At 34.9% G+C, this 16,549-nt stretch carries 15 protein-coding genes; 7 read left to right on the top strand and 8 right to left on the bottom strand.

Annotation, left to right across the window (positions count from 1 at the left end; genetic code table 11):
• The first annotated feature begins 39 nt into the window (after nt 1-39).
• From RB619_RS03850 to RB619_RS03840, 3 genes are all read left to right on the top strand, one after another.
• On the top strand, nt 40-522 hold the full coding sequence (locus RB619_RS03850) for a DUF2271 domain-containing protein (RefSeq protein WP_308094413.1): 483 nt from the start codon (nt 40-42) through the stop codon (nt 520-522).
• Nucleotides 523-614: 92 nt separating this feature from the next.
• On the top strand, nt 615-2,798 hold the full coding sequence (locus RB619_RS03845) for a PepSY domain-containing protein (protein WP_308094410.1): 2,184 nt from the start codon (nt 615-617) through the stop codon (nt 2,796-2,798).
• Between the two features lie 207 nt (nt 2,799-3,005).
• Nucleotides 3,006-4,019: an FAD:protein FMN transferase gene (locus RB619_RS03840; protein WP_308094409.1), complete on the top strand. Its 1,014-nt coding sequence runs from the start codon at nt 3,006-3,008 to the stop codon at nt 4,017-4,019.
• Between the two features lie 56 nt (nt 4,020-4,075).
• Here RB619_RS03840 and RB619_RS03835 read toward each other — a convergent pair whose 3' ends face one another.
• The 5 genes from RB619_RS03835 to RB619_RS03815 form a co-directional block, all read right to left on the bottom strand.
• Nucleotides 4,076-4,717 carry a Pr6Pr family membrane protein gene (locus RB619_RS03835; RefSeq protein WP_308094407.1) on the bottom strand — a complete coding sequence of 214 codons (642 nt, stop codon included), beginning with the start codon at nt 4,715-4,717 and terminating at the stop codon, nt 4,076-4,078.
• A gap of 194 nt (nt 4,718-4,911) precedes the next feature.
• Nucleotides 4,912-5,364, bottom strand: a complete 453-nt coding sequence (locus tag RB619_RS03830; RefSeq protein ID WP_308094406.1) for a hypothetical protein — start codon at nt 5,362-5,364, stop codon at nt 4,912-4,914.
• A 172-nt stretch (nt 5,365-5,536) separates the two neighbouring features.
• On the bottom strand, nt 5,537-6,943 hold the full coding sequence (locus RB619_RS03825) for an efflux transporter outer membrane subunit (protein ID WP_308094404.1): 1,407 nt from the start codon (nt 6,941-6,943) through the stop codon (nt 5,537-5,539).
• Nucleotides 6,944-6,960: 17 nt separating this feature from the next.
• Nucleotides 6,961-10,128 carry an efflux RND transporter permease subunit gene (locus RB619_RS03820; RefSeq protein ID WP_308094402.1) on the bottom strand — a complete coding sequence of 1,056 codons (3,168 nt, stop codon included), beginning with the start codon at nt 10,126-10,128 and terminating at the stop codon, nt 6,961-6,963.
• Between the two features lie 6 nt (nt 10,129-10,134).
• Complete coding sequence (locus tag RB619_RS03815) at nt 10,135-11,298, bottom strand: efflux RND transporter periplasmic adaptor subunit (protein ID WP_308094399.1); 1,164 nt, start codon at nt 11,296-11,298, stop codon at nt 10,135-10,137.
• Nucleotides 11,299-11,565: 267 nt separating this feature from the next.
• Here RB619_RS03815 and RB619_RS03810 point away from each other — a divergent pair, with 267 nt between their 5' ends.
• The 3 genes from RB619_RS03810 to RB619_RS03800 are packed head-to-tail and all read left to right on the top strand — an operon-like array spanning nt 11,566 to nt 13,652.
• Nucleotides 11,566-12,609 (top strand): histidine kinase, encoded by a 1,044-nt coding sequence (locus RB619_RS03810; protein ID WP_308094397.1) that lies wholly within the window; start codon nt 11,566-11,568, stop codon nt 12,607-12,609.
• A complete protein-coding gene (locus RB619_RS03805) occupies nt 12,609-13,340 on the top strand; it encodes a LytTR family DNA-binding domain-containing protein (protein ID WP_308094395.1) in 732 nt (243 codons plus the stop codon). Before RB619_RS03810 ends, RB619_RS03805 begins: the two co-directional genes overlap by 1 nt.
• Before the next feature lie 18 nt (nt 13,341-13,358).
• Complete coding sequence (locus RB619_RS03800) at nt 13,359-13,652, top strand: DUF3861 domain-containing protein (protein WP_308094393.1); 294 nt, start codon at nt 13,359-13,361, stop codon at nt 13,650-13,652.
• 61 nt (nt 13,653-13,713) lie between these two features.
• Here the strand turns inward: RB619_RS03800 and RB619_RS03795 are convergent, their stop codons facing one another.
• The 3 genes from RB619_RS03795 to RB619_RS03785 all read right to left on the bottom strand — a co-directional run bounded on the left by RB619_RS03795 (nt 13,714) and on the right by RB619_RS03785 (nt 15,313).
• Nucleotides 13,714-14,325 (bottom strand): thioredoxin family protein, encoded by a 612-nt coding sequence (locus tag RB619_RS03795; protein ID WP_308094391.1) that lies wholly within the window; start codon nt 14,323-14,325, stop codon nt 13,714-13,716.
• 3 nt (nt 14,326-14,328) lie between these two features.
• Nucleotides 14,329-14,805, bottom strand: a complete 477-nt coding sequence (locus RB619_RS03790) for a TlpA disulfide reductase family protein (RefSeq protein WP_308094388.1) — start codon at nt 14,803-14,805, stop codon at nt 14,329-14,331.
• Nucleotides 14,806-14,995: 190 nt separating this feature from the next.
• Nucleotides 14,996-15,313, bottom strand: a complete 318-nt coding sequence (locus RB619_RS03785; protein WP_308094386.1) for a helix-turn-helix domain-containing protein — start codon at nt 15,311-15,313, stop codon at nt 14,996-14,998.
• A gap of 166 nt (nt 15,314-15,479) precedes the next feature.
• Here RB619_RS03785 and RB619_RS03780 point away from each other — a divergent pair, with 166 nt between their 5' ends.
• Nucleotides 15,480-16,394, top strand: coding sequence for a DsbA family protein (locus RB619_RS03780; RefSeq protein WP_308094384.1), 915 nt, complete (start codon nt 15,480-15,482; stop codon nt 16,392-16,394).
• Nucleotides 16,395-16,549: the final 155 nt, after the last annotated feature.

The raw sequence follows: 16,549 nt of genomic DNA, 5'->3' as shown, positions 1-16,549 counted from the left end.
TCAAAATTTATAATTAACAATTTACAATTCATAATTAAAATGAAATCAATTCTAAAAATCGCGCTTACTGCAACACTTATCTGCCTTATTTCTTTTCAGTCTAATGCACAAGCAAGCAAATATAAATGCATGCTGCAAATGGCAAATTATATGGGAGAAGGTGCATATATTGTGGTTTCTCTAATCAACCCAAAAGGTGAATACGAGAAAACGCTTTATGTAATGGGAGATGATAAAAAATGGTACAAATCATTGAAAGAATGGAACAAATTTCATACTGCAAAAGCTGATGATGTTAGTGCGATCTCAGGAGCGTCAGTTACTGGAGGAGACCGCAGTGTTACCACTTTTGAAATTGATGATTCTAAAATCAATAAAGGATACAAATTACGATTTGAATCGGCTGTTGAGGACCAAAAATATTACGTAAGTGATTTAGAAATTCCTTTGACAACGGCTGGTCTTGCTGATAAAACTGACGGTAAAGGTTATATCAGATATGTAAGATTAAACAAAATTTAATTATCGCATAAACTAAAAAATATAGCTTTGTCAAAATTTAAAACTTTGACAAAGCTTATTACATTTCATTACATTACAATAGAATACATTCAATGACTCTTTCTTTTTGGCGTTACACACACTTAGCCTTGGCTTTGTTTTCTTCTTTGTTTTTACTGCTGGCATCCGTTACCGGAATTATTTTGGCTGTAGATGCTGTACAGGAAAAAACGTTGCCGTACAAAACAGAAAATTTTGACACCTTAACTTTAGGTCAAACACTTCCTGTTTTAAAAAAGAAATACGCTGAAATTACCGAATTAAGCGTCGATTACAATCAATTTGTAACGCTTCAGGCAATTGATGAAGATGGAAATGACATCAACGCTTATATTGATGCCAAAACAGGAAAAACGTTAGGAATTCCTGCAAAAAAAAGTGAATTTATTCAATGGATTACAAGTCTTCACCGCTCTTTGTTTCTTCATGAAACGGGGCGTTTTTTTGTTGGTGTAATTTCATTTTTATTATTTCTGATTGCCATTTCTGGATTTATGCTTGTTTTAAGTCGTCAAAGAGGAATTCGTAATTTCTTTTCGAAAGTAATCAAAGAATATTTTGCCCAATATTATCACGTAATTTTTGGAAGATTAGCTTTAATTCCGATTTTGATTATTGCGCTTACAGGAACTTATCTTTCCCTTGAAAGATTCAACTTTTTTATGGGAGATGAAAAAGCAAAAGCCGTAAAAACAGAACTTTCGGCGGAAGCCAAAAAAACTTCAGTCTTTGAAAAAACACTTTTGAAAGATGTAAAGAAAATCGAATTTCCTTTTACAGATGATCCAGAAGAATATTATATCATTGAATTAAAAGACCGTGAAATTGAAGTTAATCAGGTTACTGGCACTGTAATTACTGAGAAGCTTTCGCCAATGACGATTCAGTTAGCGGCTTTAAGTCTTGACATTCATACCGGAAGAATAAACGCCATTTGGGCTGTTATTTTGGCAATTGCATGTTTGAATATTCTGTTTTTCATTTATTCTGGTTTTGCAATTACTTTAAAAAGAAGAGCAAGCCGAATTAAAAACAAATTCAAAGCTGCTGAAAGTTCGATCATTATTTTAGCAGGTTCTGAAAACGGAAGCACTTTGCGTTTTGCCAATTCTATTCTGAAACAATTAATTGATCACGGACACAAAGCGCATATATCTGAATTGAATAATTTTACCGTTTTTCCAAAAGCAGAACATTTTATAGTTTTCTCGTCAACACACGGTTTAGGTAACGCGCCTTCTAACGGAAGCAAATTTGTTTCATTGTTAAAGAAACACAATCAAGAGCAAAAAATCAATTTTTCAGTAGTTGGTTTTGGTTCAAAATCGTATCCGGATTTTTGTGGTTTTGCTGTTGAAATGGATCAGCTTTTAGAAAAACAAAATTGGTCAGAGCGTTTCTTGGAACTGCAGACTGTTAATGATAAATCGGCTGTTGAATTTGTGGAATGGGTTAAATTGTGGAGTGCCAAAACCGGAATTTCATTGTCTACAACGCCTTCTGTATATAATCATGTTCCAAAAGGATTACAGAAATTAATGGTTTTAGATAAAACTATGGTTTCTGAATCAGAACAGACTTTTTTAGTCACTTTAAGAGCTAATGCAAGAACCAAATTTACTTCTGGAGATTTACTAGCTGTTTATCCGGCAAACGACAACAGAGAACGCCTCTATTCTATTGGAAATCATTCTGGAAATATACAATTGGTTGTCAAACTTCATCCGCACGGATTGGGTTCTGGTTTCTTAAATAATTTAGAAGCAGGAAAAGTTATAAAAGGAAGAATTATCAATAATCATGCTTTTCACTTTCCGAAAAAAACTTCAAAAGTGGCTTTAATTTCTAACGGAACCGGAATTGCGCCATTTCTTGGAATGATTGAGCAAAACAAGAAAAAAATCGAAACGCATTTGTATGCTGGATTCCGAATGGAAACTGAAATGGTTTTAGGCTATAAAAAGTTTACTTCGGAAATGATGGAGAAACAACAGCTTCATAATTTTCATTTGGCTTTATCGCGCGAAGCAGAACATTTTTATGTAATGGATTTAATTAAAAGAGATGCGACTTTTTTTATTAATTTATTGAAAGAAGGTGGAGTTATTATGATTTGCGGTTCGCTTGCGATGCAAAAAGATGTTGAAACAATTTTGGATGCTTTGTGTCTGGAAAATAATATTGGAACACTTTCAGAATTTAGAAATAATGGACAGTTATTAACTGATTGCTATTAACTAAGCCAGTATGGATTTGACCTGCATACTTAAGGTCTAGAAGATTAGAAAGCTTAATTTTAACCACAAATTACACAAATTTTCGCAAATTAATTTGTGTTAATCTGTGTAATTTGCGGTTAAAAACTTCTTTAAAGTTGAAAGCAAAACGTACTATAATAATCGTGTTGAACTATTTTTGAGAACAATAAATTTAAAATAACTTTTATGTCAATTCAAAAATCATATTATAAAAGAGCTTTATTTCTTTTTATACTGATTTTCAGTCTTTCAGCCAATGCACAAGTCTTACGAAAAAGAACAACATTACTGATGGGCGGACGATTTGATATTACAATTGTTGCCAAAGATTCGCTTGAAGCAGAACAAAACATAAACGAAGTAATTGCCGAAATTACTAGAATCGAAAACTTAATATCAGACTGGAAACCAGATTCTCAGGTTTCGCAAGTAAACCAAAATGCCGGAATCAAACCGATAAAAGTAGATCGCGAAGTTTTTGAACTAGCGCAAAGAGCCATAAAATTATCAGAAATTACAAAAGGTGGCTTTGATGTAAGTTTTGCTGCCATGGACAGAATTTGGAAATTTGACGGTTCAATGACCGAAATGCCTTCGGCGGAAGCCATAAAAAAATCGGTGGAAAAAGTCGGTTACAAAAACATTATTTTAGATAGCATTCAATCAACAATTTTTCTAAAATTAAAAGGAATGAAGATTGGTTTTGGCGCTTTGGGCGAAGGTTATGCTACAGATAAATGTCGCGCTATGATGCTTGCAAAAGGCATCAATGCCGGAATTATAAACGGTTCCGGAGATATGAGCACTTGGGGAAAACAGCCCAACGGAACGCCTTGGAAAATTGGCATTACAAACCCATTTAATCCTGAAAAACTTCTTGCCGTTGTACCGCTTGAACAGCAAGCTGTTACTACGTCTGGCAGTTATGAAAAATTTGTGATTTTTAACGGTAAACGTTATTCACATATAATTAATCCGGCAACGGGTTATCCTGCAACGGGTTTGTGCAGTGTAACGGTTTTTGGTCCAAATGCCGAAACTGCAAATGGCTTAAGCACTTCGTTGATGGTTTTAGGCCAAAAAGAAGGTTTGATTTTACTTCAAAAACATCCCGAATATTCTTGTTTGATGATTACTGATAAAGGAAAAGTAATCAAATCTAAAAACTTCAATATTAAGCATTTTAAGGCTAAGTTTTAGTTTTTAAGATACTAAGATGCTAAGGAACTAAGGTACTGAGTTTTCTTTGAAAATAATTAGCTGACGTTTTTACTTCTTTTATTAGAAATAAAAATCAGAATAATCGATAAAATTACAAACGCTAATAAAACAAAAAGTCCATTTATAATTGCTTTTTCAAAACCTATTTTTGTCACATCTACAAAAGGATACGGATAAAAATTGGTCGAAATTCCGTGCAGTAAAGTATAAATTATATAAATAATTGGATAAATCAGCCACGGCAAAATAACCTTAAAAGAAAGCTTTTCAGAAGGAAGAACAAACAGCCAATAAAAAAAGACTAAAGTTGGTACTACAGCATGAAAAATTTCGCTGACAATACGATGTTGGCCAGTTAAATGAGCGATAGAACGCAAAAGCACATTAAAAACAATTCCAACAATCATGATATAAACCGTTATAGCAGTAATTGTAGCATATTTTGAAAAAAAAGATTTAAGGTTAGATTTCCCTCCAAATAAAAACATTGCAGACCAAAAGAAAACTATAGAATTGGTCAGAATTGTAAAGAAACTAAAAAAGCGAACCGTCGCACTTAAAAAAGTAAATTCAGATCCATCAAGCAATAAGTAAAACTGCACAGGTAACGCGTACAATTCCGATACAAAAATAATGCTTGGCAAAATTCTTCCTTTTGTGGTATTTTCTTTTTCCATATTTTACGTAAAGTGAGAAGACTAAAATAAAAAATATATCTCAGATTTTTATACGCCTTTGTAGTTTTTCAATTTTGAAAATAGCTTTTGAAAAAATGCTTCGACTTCGCTCTGCATGACAAAAACTAAAAAGTATGTAAATCAAAAAACGTCCCGAAGTTCGGGACGTTTTTCTTTGTCATGTTTAAATTTGATTAATGGTGATCGTGGTTTTTATTTGAATGTTTTCCATTTCCCTTATCATTCCCGTAATGATTCCCGTTATTACCTTTTGGTTTTTCACCTCTGTTTTTCTGAGGTTTTCCATGATATCCTTTTGGATATTCTGCTCTGTGTTTAGAATGATACGCATAAGGAGCATCTCCTCTATAATCATTCAAAACCACTTTATAGCCTGAGTAAAGATCATATTGTCTGTATCTTTCTGGAAGCCTTTTTGCGCGTACCCATTTTCCGTTATTATCAGAAATAAATACACTTTGAGTTACATCATAATAGACATCAATATCTGGTAAATAATAATATCTGCTGTTGTCATAACCAACCGGTCCCCAATTTGGAGGCGTTCCTATATTTACATTAACTGAAACCTGTGCCTGAGCAAAAACACTTGTAAAAAGCATTAAGGCGAATACTAACTTTTTCATCTTTTCAAAATTTAAATATTAATTACAATAGATACTAATCTAAAGTAGTGCCAAATATGCTTTTTTCCGCATTCATTATACAAAACCACCAAACTAATCGACGAAAAGTGCTTCTCAGCCGATATACATTCTAAAAAAAGCATCTCAATATTTGAGATGCTTTTTCTGAATTTTATTTCCAACCACCGCCTAAAGCTCGGTACAAATCAACAACAGCCTGCAGTTTTTGCAGATTGTCATTTACACCGCTCAATTGCGCTGCTAAAAGGTTTTGTTCCGATGTTAAAACATCTGTATAATTGGTAGCCGAACTATATTCTAACAACTGTTTTGTATAATCAACCGCTTTTATTAAAGCTTCAATTTGTTTGGTTCTTGAATCTTCTTTTTCTGCCGCCATTTGATACGTGTACAACGCATTTGAAACTTCCTGACCCGCTGTCAAAAGACTTTGCTGAAAATTATTATAGGCTTGTACTTGCTGAGACTGCGCTGTTGTCAATCGCATTTTATTCAGTCCTTGATTAAAAATCGGTTGTGTCAATCCTCCAATTAATGAGTAAAACACTGAATTGGCAAAGAAATCTTTTAATTCTAAATTCGAAAAACCACCGCTTGCTGTAAGCGTCAAACTCGGATAAAAATACGTTTTGGCCATATTCGTCATTTCAAAAGCAGTTCTGAAATTGAATTCAGCTTGACGAACATCTGGACGATTTTCTAGTAATTGTGAAGGAAGCCCAAGTGCCAATTTCTCAGGAACAATCTGTGATCCTAATACTCCTCTATCGATTGGGCCAGGTGCTTGTCCAAGCAAGATATTTATTGCATTTTCAGTTTCGCGAATGCTTTGTTTTAAATCGGGAATCAAAACTTCCGCTGCATGCTGATTGGCTTCGCTCTGCACAACCGCCGCGCCCGTAACAATCGCTCCTTCTTTTAAATCTTTGATTGTCTGCACGTTTTTGATTCGGCTTTCCAAAGTTTCCTGAGTTATCGCCAATTGTTTGTCGTACGCTAATAATCGGAAATAATTATTGGCAATATCAGCAATCAACTGTGTTTGAACAGCTTGTTTCGCTGCGTCGGAAGCTAAATATGTAGCAAGCGCAGCTCTTTTTTTACTGCTTAATTTTCCCCAAATATCTGCTTCCCAAGAAGTGCTTAAACCTAATTTGTACGTTGTTGTTAAGGTATTAATATTGATTCCTGCCGGAAAATTCAATCCTGCTTCAGATTGCTTGGTATGCGTTGCATTTGCGTCCAATTGTAAAGTTGGATAATAAGCCAGTTTGCTTTGACGCAATGAAGCATTTGCTTGAACAATATTCTCAATCGCATTTTTCAGATTCAGATTCTGATCCAGTCCTTTTTGAATCAGTGTATTTAGTTTTTCATCTTTAAAAACAGTTTGCCAAGGCATATTTGCAATTGTAGTAGAATCAGCAGAAGCCTGATCTCTATACAATTTCTCGGTCGATATTGTTGTGGGGCGTTCGTACTTTTTGGTAACAGAGCACGCACTTAAAAGTGCGGCTGTCATTACCAGTAAAATATATTTATTTGAACTATTTGTCATTTCTTTTGAATTAAATTTTATGCTTTATGAGCTTCTAATAAATGATCGTCGTCGTCGTCATCTTCATCATCATAACCATCTTTTGCTGGACCGCTTACTCTTTCTTGTAATGTCTGGAAAATGATAAACAGAACCGGAATTACAAAAACTCCTAAAATGGTTCCGATCAACATTCCTCCTACAGCTCCAGTTCCAATTGATCTATTCCCAACCGCTCCGGCGCCAGATGCAAACATTAGCGGCACAAGTCCGAGGATAAAAGCAAATGATGTCATCAAAATTGGTCGCAAACGTGCTACGGCTCCTTCGATTGCTGCTTGAACAATTGGCAATCCTTTTCGTCTTCTATCCAAAGCAAATTCGACAATCAAAATACCATTCTTGGCAAGAAGTCCAATCAACATGATTAAGGAAATCTGCAAATAAATATTACTGTTCAGTTTGAAAATAATCGAGAATAAATAAGCTCCCGCCAATCCAAACGGAATAGAGAATAATACCGCAAACGGCAAAATATAACTTTCATATTGCGCACTCAACAAGAAGTAAACAAACACCAGACACAAAATAAAGATGAAAATAGTTTCACTTCCCGAAGCTAATTCTTCACGTGTTAAACCAGAAAATTCATATCCATAACCTGCAGGAAGATTTTCTGCTGCAACTTCTTGAATAGCTTTAATGGCGTCTCCTGAACTATATCCTGGTTTTGGTGCTCCAGTAATAGAAATAGACGTAAATAAGTTAAATCTTGAAATCGATTCAGGACCAAAAACTCTGGTCATATTGACAAACTCTGTAATTGGCGCCATAGTTCCTGCACTATTACGAACAAAAATTTTATTCAAACCTTCTGTATTTGTTCGGAATTCTGGAGAAGCCTGAATCATAACACGGTATTGTTTTCCGAATTTATTGAAATTCGAAGCATACAATCCGCCATAATACCCTTGCATCGTTGATAGAATCGTATTTACAGAAACTCCTGCATCTTTGGCTTTGGCCAAATTAATATCCATCATATACTGAGGAAAACCAGGATTAAATGGCGTTGTCGCATATTGAATTTCAGGACGTTCAGCTAATTTTGCCAAGAATTCGTTATTGACTTTATAGAATTCAGCCGTTGTATGTCCACCCTTATCTTGCAATTGGAATTCAAATCCACCACTTTGTCCAAAACCTTGAATCGTTGGTGGTGAAATAAAGAAAATATTAGCTTCACGAATACCGCTCGTTTTAGCAAAAAGCTCTCCGATTACGTCATCAACACTAAGATCACGCTCATCCCATGGTTTCAATTTCACAATAACCATACTATAGGCACTTCCCGCTCCAGCTGTAAAGTTTTGCCCAACAATTCGAAGTGTATTTTTAACTCCCGGAATCGTCTTAGCAATACTGTCAACTCTTTTCGCGATAATATCAGAACGCTCCATAGAAGCCGATGGCGGTAAGCTAATATTGGCAAAAACAGTTCCTTGATCTTCCGAAGGAACAAAAGCTGATGGCGTGGTTTTCATCATATAAAACAAAGACAAACCTGCTATTAAAATCGACGCCAGTACAATCCATTTTTTCACGGAAAGAAAACTTACTGAACGTTTGTATCTTTCGGTTACATTATCAAATGCAACGTTAAATGAAGTGTAAAAACGTTGTAAATAACTTTTATGTTTATGATCGTCTGCATGCGGTTTAAGCAAAAGCGCGCACAAAGCCGGACTCAGCGTCAAGGCGTTTACAGCCGAAAGAATAATCGCTACAGCCAGTGTAATACCAAACTGTTTGTAGAAAACTCCTGTTGATCCATTGATGAAAGTTACCGGAATAAATACCGCCGCCATTACCAGAGTAATCGAAATAATCGCTCCAGAAATCTCGTTCATCGCATGAATCGTCGCTTTTTTTGCCGATTTATACCCGTGATCGAGTTTGGCGTGAACGGCCTCAACAACCACAATTGCATCATCGACAACAATACCAATGGCAAGAACCATCGCAAAAAGCGTCAATAAGTTGATCGTAAATCCGAATAAATTCAAGAAGAAGAACGTTCCTACAATCGCAACTGGAACCGCAATCGCCGGAATTAAAGTTGACCTAAAATCTTGAAGAAAAATAAATACTACGATGAAAACCAATATAAAAGCTTCAATCAACGTATGAATTACTTTCTCAATCGAAGCATCCAAATTTTCATTGACATCTACCATAATGGTATACTTCATTCCTTTTGGAAAACTCTTTGCTGCTTCTTCAATCAGTTTTTTAGAATTGATAATTACATCACGCGCATTTGAACCCGGAGTCTGACTGATTGCCATTGCCGCCGATTCAACACCATTTGTTTTAATTGTTGAAGAATAACTTAAAGATCCTAACTCAACTTTTGCAATATCTTTTAAACGTAACATTTGTCCGTTCCCTACCGATTTGATAATGATATTTTCAAATTCTTGAGCACTGGTTAAACGTCCTTTGTATTTAATTACATATTGAAACGCCTGATTTCCGTTTTCACCAAATTTACCTGGCGCCGCTTCGATATTTTGCTCTGCCAAAGCTGCTGAAATATCACTCGGAATCAATTTATATTGTTGCATTACATCTGGTTTCAGCCAGATTCTCATCGAATAATCTTTTGCACCAAAAACAGTTACATCACCAACTCCAACTACACGCTGAATTTGTGGCACCAAATTGATCTTCGCATAATTTTGAAGAAATGTCTGATCATAAGCTTTATCATCACTGTATAAAGAGAAAATCAGCAAGTTACTGCTCTGACTTTTAGTAACTGTAACCCCTGCCTGAGTTACCTCAACAGGCAATAAACTAGTTGCTCTCGAAACCCTGTTTTGCACGTTTACCGCTGCTAAATCTGGATTTGTTCCTACTTTAAAGAAAATTTTGATCGAAGCATTTCCATCATTTGTGGCTGTAGAAGTCATGTAGGTCATGTTTTCTACACCATTAATCTGCTCTTCCAATGGAATGACGATACTTTTCAGTACCACATCGGCATTGGCACCTGTATAACTCGCCGAAACATTTACTGTTGGCGGTGCAATATCGGGATATTGAGAAATAGGCAGCTCAATCAATCCTAAAACACCCAAAATAACAATAATAACAGATATTACTGTTGAGAGTACAGGTCGTTGTATAAATTTTTTAAACATCTGTTTTTATTTTAAATCGGCGTAAACTTTTTCTGAAGATTGATTTTGGCTTTTAATTTCTGTTCCGTCTTTAAGTGTTGCCACTCCTTCCAAAACAATTTGATCTCCCGCCTGCAAACCGCTTGTTACAACATAATAATTTCCTGCGCTGTTGTCTAAAATGGTAATATTGGCACTTTTTGTTTTACCATCTTTTCCAACTGTAACGGCAAATATTTTATCCTGAAGTTCATAAGTTGCACTTTGAGGAATAATGAGCCCACCTTTTACTTCATTCGGAATTCGAACAGTTGTACTGCTTCCGCTTCTGATAATGCTTTTTGGATTTGCAAAACGTGCTCTAAAAGTAACCGAACCAGTTTCAGTATTAATCAATCCGTTCACGGTTTCCACTCGGCCTTTTTCTGAGTAAGGCGTTCCGTCAGAAAGCACTAATGAAACTGCAGGCATATTTTGGATTTTTTGTGCCAATGTTGTACCCGGCGTTTTGCTTTCTGTAAAATCTAAAAGTTTCTTTTCATTGATTGCAAAATAAGCATACACATTTCCGATGCTCGAAACCGTCGTCAAAGGATCTGCAGTATTTGAGCTAACTAAACTTCCCAAACGAAACGGAATTGAACCTACAACGCCATTCACCGGACTTGTTACAGTTGTATAACCTAAATTAGTTTTGGCATTGACTAAAGCTGCATTTGCCTGAGCCAATGTTGCCATAGCCGATTCATACGTATATTGTGCTGATTCTAAATCATATTTACTGATAATTCCTTTTTCAACTAAAGGTCTCACTTTATTAACTGCCAGTTTTGCTGCACTAACTTCTGCTTGAGCACTTTTAATGCTGGCACTTGCCGTGCGAACTTGTTGTTCATATTCTGGCGCGCTAATTTTAAACAATGGTTGTCCCACTTTTACTACAGCGCCTTCATCGACAAAAATCTTATCAATATAACCTTCAACTCTTGGACGTATTTCTATATTTTGCTGTCCTTGAATACTAGCAGGGTAATCGCTATATAACGTTGCAGATTCTGGCTGCAATGTCAGCGTTTTATACTCTTTTACCTGTGGCGCAGCGCCGGCTTGAGCCGATTTGTCATTTTTATTACCGCAAGAGGCAATAATAACTGAGGCTGCGAAAATGCTTAAAAACGATTGCTTATTCATTGTGAAAAATGTGTAATTATCTATTTATTAATAAGCAAAAGAACTAAAATAGAATACGCAAAATTTTTAGAATAGACGAAGAGCGAAACACAATCGATAGAGACAGCCTGACACCCGACGGTTTTTTTTCAGAATTAAACAAGCGTTTAATTTTTAAGCTCGTCGGCTAAAAAATGGTTTCTAATGGCTGTAAAGTTATTTTGGCCGATTGGTTCTTGATCGTATTCAAATAAAATGTAATATTGTCTTTAAAAATCACAACTTATAATGGCTTCAAACATCTACAGACCCTATTTGTTCACCGGACTGCACATTCTCGGATGGTTATCGCTGGGCTTTATCATGCTGTTTTACATTCCTTTAACTTGGAATGTTGTTCTTCCAGATGCTTTTTGGCTTTGGCAAATGATTGTATTGTTTTTGCTAATTATTATTTTCTATATCAATGCCAAAATCATAGTTCCGCAAACCATTATTAAAGACAATACTTCGCCGTTTTTGATTTGGGCTTTCCTTGCAATTGTTACGATGCAGTTTATTGCTTTTTTATATACTTCAGAAACTGATCTTCATAATAAAATCAGCTTAGTTTTAGGTTTCAAAAAGTACAAGAATCCCTATTTTGATAATTATGTTCTTACACTGACTTTATTGGTTTTAGGAATTAGTACAAGTTGGGCAATGCTGCAATATTGGCAAAAAGCAGCACAACACAAACAAAAATTGGAGCAGGACAAAACGATGGCCGAACTAGCAATGCTGAAGGCACAAATTAATCCGCACTTTTTTTTCAATTCATTAAATAGCATTTACTCGCTTACTTATACAGATATTGAAGATTCTCGAAATGCACTTCATACTTTAAGCCGAATGATGCGCTACCTGCTTTACAGCACCGAAGAAACAACGACTTTGCTCAAAGAAGCTGAATTCATGAAGGATTTTATAGCACTTATGAAACTTCGTGCCAACAGCAAATTGACTATTACGACTGATATTCCTGAAAAATTACATGATTATCCTATTGTTCCAATGTTATTGCTTCCTTTAGTTGAAAATGCTTTTAAACACGGAATTCACGCCACAGACAAAAGCGAAATCTACATTAAACTGCGACAAAACGGAAGCAATCTTGATTTTGAAGTAGAAAATACGTATTTCGAAAAGTCTGGAACTGCAGTCGAAGGAGGCATCGGTTTAACCAATACTAAAAGAAGACTTCATTTGATTTATCCGCATAAACATAGTTTAAAAGCTGGAATTGCTGAAAATGGAAAGTATAATGTAAAACTGCAGCTAAATTTAGAATAATGATGATATTAAAATGTATAGCAGTTGACGACGAACCACTGGCATTAAAACTGGTGGAAACCTTTATTGAACAAACGCCATTTCTGGAATTAACGGCAAGTTGTGATAATGCTGTCGAAGCGATGGGATTAATTAGAGAAAAACAGCCCGATATTGTTTTTCTAGACATCAACATGCCCAATCTTACAGGAATGGAATTAGCCCGACTTTTGCTGGATACGCCCGGATTAATGCCTAAAATAGTTTTTACAACCGCATACAATCATTATGCTATTGAAGGTTACAAAGTAAATGCTGTTGATTATCTTTTAAAGCCTTTTAGCTATGAGGAATTTCTGCGCGCAGCCAATAAAATTTTGCAAATAACTGAAGAATCCACCAACAACTTTCAGCCCATAACAGCCGATGATGAATTTATATTCCTGAAAGTAGAATATAATTGGGTCCGAATTTCATTGAAAGATATCTCATATATCGAAAGTTTGAAAGATTACGTAAAAGTACATCTCGACGATTCACAAAAAACAGTACTGTCTTTAATTTCTTTAAAAGCTTTAGAAGAAAAACTGCCTTCTGCAAAATTTATGCGAATTCATCGTTCGTTTATTGTTTCGCTTGACAAAATAAGTGCCATCAGCAAACATTCTGTTTTTATTGGAAAAACCGAAATTTCAGTGGGAGAACAATACAAAGAGCCATTCAAAACCATCGTTGATAAATGGTTAAAATAAAATAGATTTTAAATTATCATGGAAAAAAGATCAAACAAATACTATTTAACATTAAGCTTAAAAGAGTACGCAAACGGAGAAACCCAACCAGCAAAAGAACTCGGAATCGAATTTTCTAATCACGATGAGATTTTTGGCATCATTCAAAAAATGAAAGACAAAAACTTGTTCGACGATCCCTCAGAAGCAACTCAATTTGCACTCGGATTAAAATTATTCAGTGAAATCAAACTCAAACACCGCAAGAATCCTTTGTTTGATGAATTGAATGAAGTTTTTCCTGTTTTTATGAAGAAACTGAAAAGTTTATAAAACAAAAAAAACGCCTCAAGAAATTGAGGCGTTTTTCGTTTCACAAATTAATATTCAAAAATTAAGCTTTCGCCTTTCTTTTTACTGTACAACCAATTTCTTTAGTTTGCGTTACTGCTGGTTTTTTGTTGCTTTGCAAAGCTGCAATGGCATCTTCAGCATATTTTGTTTTTTCTGCTTTTGTTCCTTCTGGATCATTATCGATTGCTCCTACATATTCAATAACATTTCCTTTGGCAGTTTTAGATACAATAAAAATATGCGGTGTATGTTTTGCACCATATTGATCTGTAACTACTTGTCCTGCATCAAATAAATATGGGAAAGGATAACTTTTATCTTTTGCTAAATCCTGCATTTTATTGAACGCATCAGCTTTTGAAGCTTCAGGATCATTTGGATTAATTGCAATTACAGGATATCCCTGAGGTCTGAATTTTTTATCTAAATCGATAATGCGTTGCTCATAAGCAACTGCATACGGACATGTATTACAGGTAAAAACTACAATAAAACCTTTTGCTATAGGAAAACTTGCAAAAGAAACTTCTTTATTGTCAACATTTTTAAGTTTAAAATCTGGTGCGGGATCACCTGCTTTTAGCGTTGCTGTCTGTGCCTGCGATAACCAGGCTGTAAATACTAGTACTAATAAAGTGATAATCTTTTTCATAATTTATAGTTTTTTATATTCAGTTAATAGTTGTTCATATGTAAGTTCCGTTTCAACAAATTTTCTTTTATCGTCTTTAATGAAAAGTGTTGCTGGAATACTTCCTGACCACGAAGGATCGATTCGGTCAATATATTCCTGCGGACTGCTTTCGTTTAATAAAAACACTTGATTTTGAAGATTTTTACGCTTGACAAATGGAATTACAGCCGAATTTAATTTGGATTTAAAGTCAACACTTACCAATAAAACTGCCAATTTCTCCGATTTAAATTCTGCCTGAAGTTTTTCAAAATTAGGCAATTCTTTTACGCAAGGCGCACACCAAGTTGCCCAGAAATTGACCACATAAGTGCTATCTTTTCCGTTTTTAATTCGTTCGTGAAGTTGGTCGACAGTGATAAGTTTTACGTTCTGACCGTAAGAAACTGTCGATAAAACGACCAATAAAAATAGGCTTAAAAAAGTCTTTGCTTTCATAAAAAAACAGTTCTTTAGATTTAATTTGTCTCTTACAAATATAAACTAATGAAAACGTACTTTTTGTTAATGAAAATTTAATGAATTATTTTTTAGGTTCAGAGGTGTAAAGGCTCAAAGCTACAAAGGTTAGTTTTATCTGAACAAATACTTATTTCGACGAGATTTTGAAAAGGTTAAAATCAAAATCTTATTTCTCAAAAAAAGATTCTAATTGCCTAAAAACTGGAATAAGTGATTTCCCTCTTTCTGATAAATTATATTCAATATGAAGCGGTTTTAGTTTGATAACTTTCTTATCTAAAAGCCCAAATTCTTCGAGTTCACGCAACGCTACTGCAACTGATTGTTTGTTTGAACCTTTAATATCCCTTAAAAGTCCGTTGAAACGTATTGGTCCATCAACGGCTAATAAAAAAATCTGTGGTTTCCATTTTCCTGATAATAATTTCAGAAGTCCTTCTGCCGGACAACCGCTATCTTTTTCTTCTTTATTTTCTGTAGTCATATTTTTTAGACTAATTGACTTTTGGTTAAACATCAGCGAACTTTGATATAAAAATATAAAATATTAAACGCCTAACCTCTATTTTCCTTCAGTTTTTATGAAAATAGGATCACTATTATTAATCCTGATCTACAGCATGTCCTGTCAGTCACAAACCCATTTAAAAATGAACGAAAATAATATAAATCCGCTACTTTGTGATCCCGTTACCGGAGCATGTGAAATGCCTTTTAACGAAAAAACAGTCGAAAATACCATTATTAAAACAGAAAATAAACCAGTAAAAATAATTTATTATACCGATCCCATTTGCTCTTCATGCTGGGGAATCGAGCCACAACTCAGAAAGCTTAAACTCGAATATGGCGACTATTTTGAAATTAATTACAAAATGGGCGGTTTACTGCCAGATTGGAGTTATAATAGCGGTGGTATAAGCAAACCTTCAGATGTGGCCCATCATTGGGATGAGGCAAGTTTAGTTTATGAAATGCCAATTGATGGAAATGTGTGGCTTGAAGATCCACTGGATTCTTCCTACCCTTCTTGTATTGCCATGAAAGCGGCACAAATACAGAGTAAAGAAAAAGCAATTCATTTTATGCGTGTATTGCGTGAGAAATTATATCTCGAAAAGAAAAACATTGCAAAGTGGAAAAACATTGAAGAAGCTGCAAAAATAGCTGGACTCGACATTCAAAAAATGAAAACCGATTATGACGACGCTGAAGAACTTTTTCAGGAAGATCTAGATTACGGAAAAAAACTTGGAGTAAGAGGTTTTCCAACGCTATTTTTTGCCGATCAAAACAATAACCGTTTTGCTGTTTACGGCTCCAAACCTTATTCTGAATACGAAAATGCTTTACTTGCCGTGTTTCCAAACGCAAAAAAGAAAACTATTTCGAATACGGATCCTTTATCTCTGTTTAAAATTTATCCCACATTGACTCCAAAAGAGTTTGCTGTTATTCGGGATACATCTTATGCTGAAACCATTATTCTTCTTGAAAAATTATTAGAGAAAGGTGAACTAGGAAAACAATCCATAAAAAACGGTTCGTTGTATTTTAAAAAATAATACTTTATTAGTTTTTGCAGATAGTTCCCAAAGTTTGTCATTTCGAGGAACGAGAAATCTCCGCAAGTAGCTCCACATCGAGAATCTCCAATCTTTGTAGCGTTTCTTGCGGAGATTTCTCGTTCCTCGAAATGACAAAATTATCAACAACCATG

Origin of the sequence: Flavobacterium sp. LHD-80 (assembly GCF_030929605.1) — a bacterium.
Taxonomy (GTDB): domain Bacteria; phylum Bacteroidota; class Bacteroidia; order Flavobacteriales; family Flavobacteriaceae; genus Flavobacterium.
The sequence above is the reverse complement of the archived record's forward strand: the minus strand, read 5'-3'. Positions and strand labels throughout refer to the sequence as shown.

Bases quoted from the DNA above. Each gene is read 5' to 3' on its own strand.
- RB619_RS03805 (WP_308094395.1), top strand. From the start codon at position 12,609: ATGATGATATTAAAATGTATAGCAGTTGACGACGAACCACTGGCATTA.
- RB619_RS03845 (WP_308094410.1), top strand. From the start codon at position 615: ATGACTCTTTCTTTTTGGCGTTACACACACTTAGCCTTGGCTTTGTTT.
- RB619_RS03840 (WP_308094409.1), top strand. From the start codon at position 3,006: ATGTCAATTCAAAAATCATATTATAAAAGAGCTTTATTTCTTTTTATA.
- RB619_RS03850 (WP_308094413.1), top strand. From the start codon at position 40: ATGAAATCAATTCTAAAAATCGCGCTTACTGCAACACTTATCTGCCTT.
- RB619_RS03815 (WP_308094399.1), bottom strand. From the start codon at position 11,298: ATGAATAAGCAATCGTTTTTAAGCATTTTCGCAGCCTCAGTTATTATT.
- RB619_RS03795 (WP_308094391.1), bottom strand. From the start codon at position 14,325: ATGAAAAAGATTATCACTTTATTAGTACTAGTATTTACAGCCTGGTTA.
- RB619_RS03820 (WP_308094402.1), bottom strand. From the start codon at position 10,128: ATGTTTAAAAAATTTATACAACGACCTGTACTCTCAACAGTAATATCT.
- RB619_RS03810 (WP_308094397.1), top strand. From the start codon at position 11,566: ATGGCTTCAAACATCTACAGACCCTATTTGTTCACCGGACTGCACATT.
- RB619_RS03785 (WP_308094386.1), bottom strand. From the start codon at position 15,313: ATGACTACAGAAAATAAAGAAGAAAAAGATAGCGGTTGTCCGGCAGAA.
- RB619_RS03790 (WP_308094388.1), bottom strand. From the start codon at position 14,805: ATGAAAGCAAAGACTTTTTTAAGCCTATTTTTATTGGTCGTTTTATCG.
- RB619_RS03780 (WP_308094384.1), top strand. From the start codon at position 15,480: ATGAACGAAAATAATATAAATCCGCTACTTTGTGATCCCGTTACCGGA.
- RB619_RS03830 (WP_308094406.1), bottom strand. From the start codon at position 5,364: ATGAAAAAGTTAGTATTCGCCTTAATGCTTTTTACAAGTGTTTTTGCT.
- RB619_RS03835 (WP_308094407.1), bottom strand. From the start codon at position 4,717: ATGGAAAAAGAAAATACCACAAAAGGAAGAATTTTGCCAAGCATTATT.
- RB619_RS03800 (WP_308094393.1), top strand. From the start codon at position 13,359: ATGGAAAAAAGATCAAACAAATACTATTTAACATTAAGCTTAAAAGAG.
- RB619_RS03825 (WP_308094404.1), bottom strand. From the start codon at position 6,943: ATGACAAATAGTTCAAATAAATATATTTTACTGGTAATGACAGCCGCA.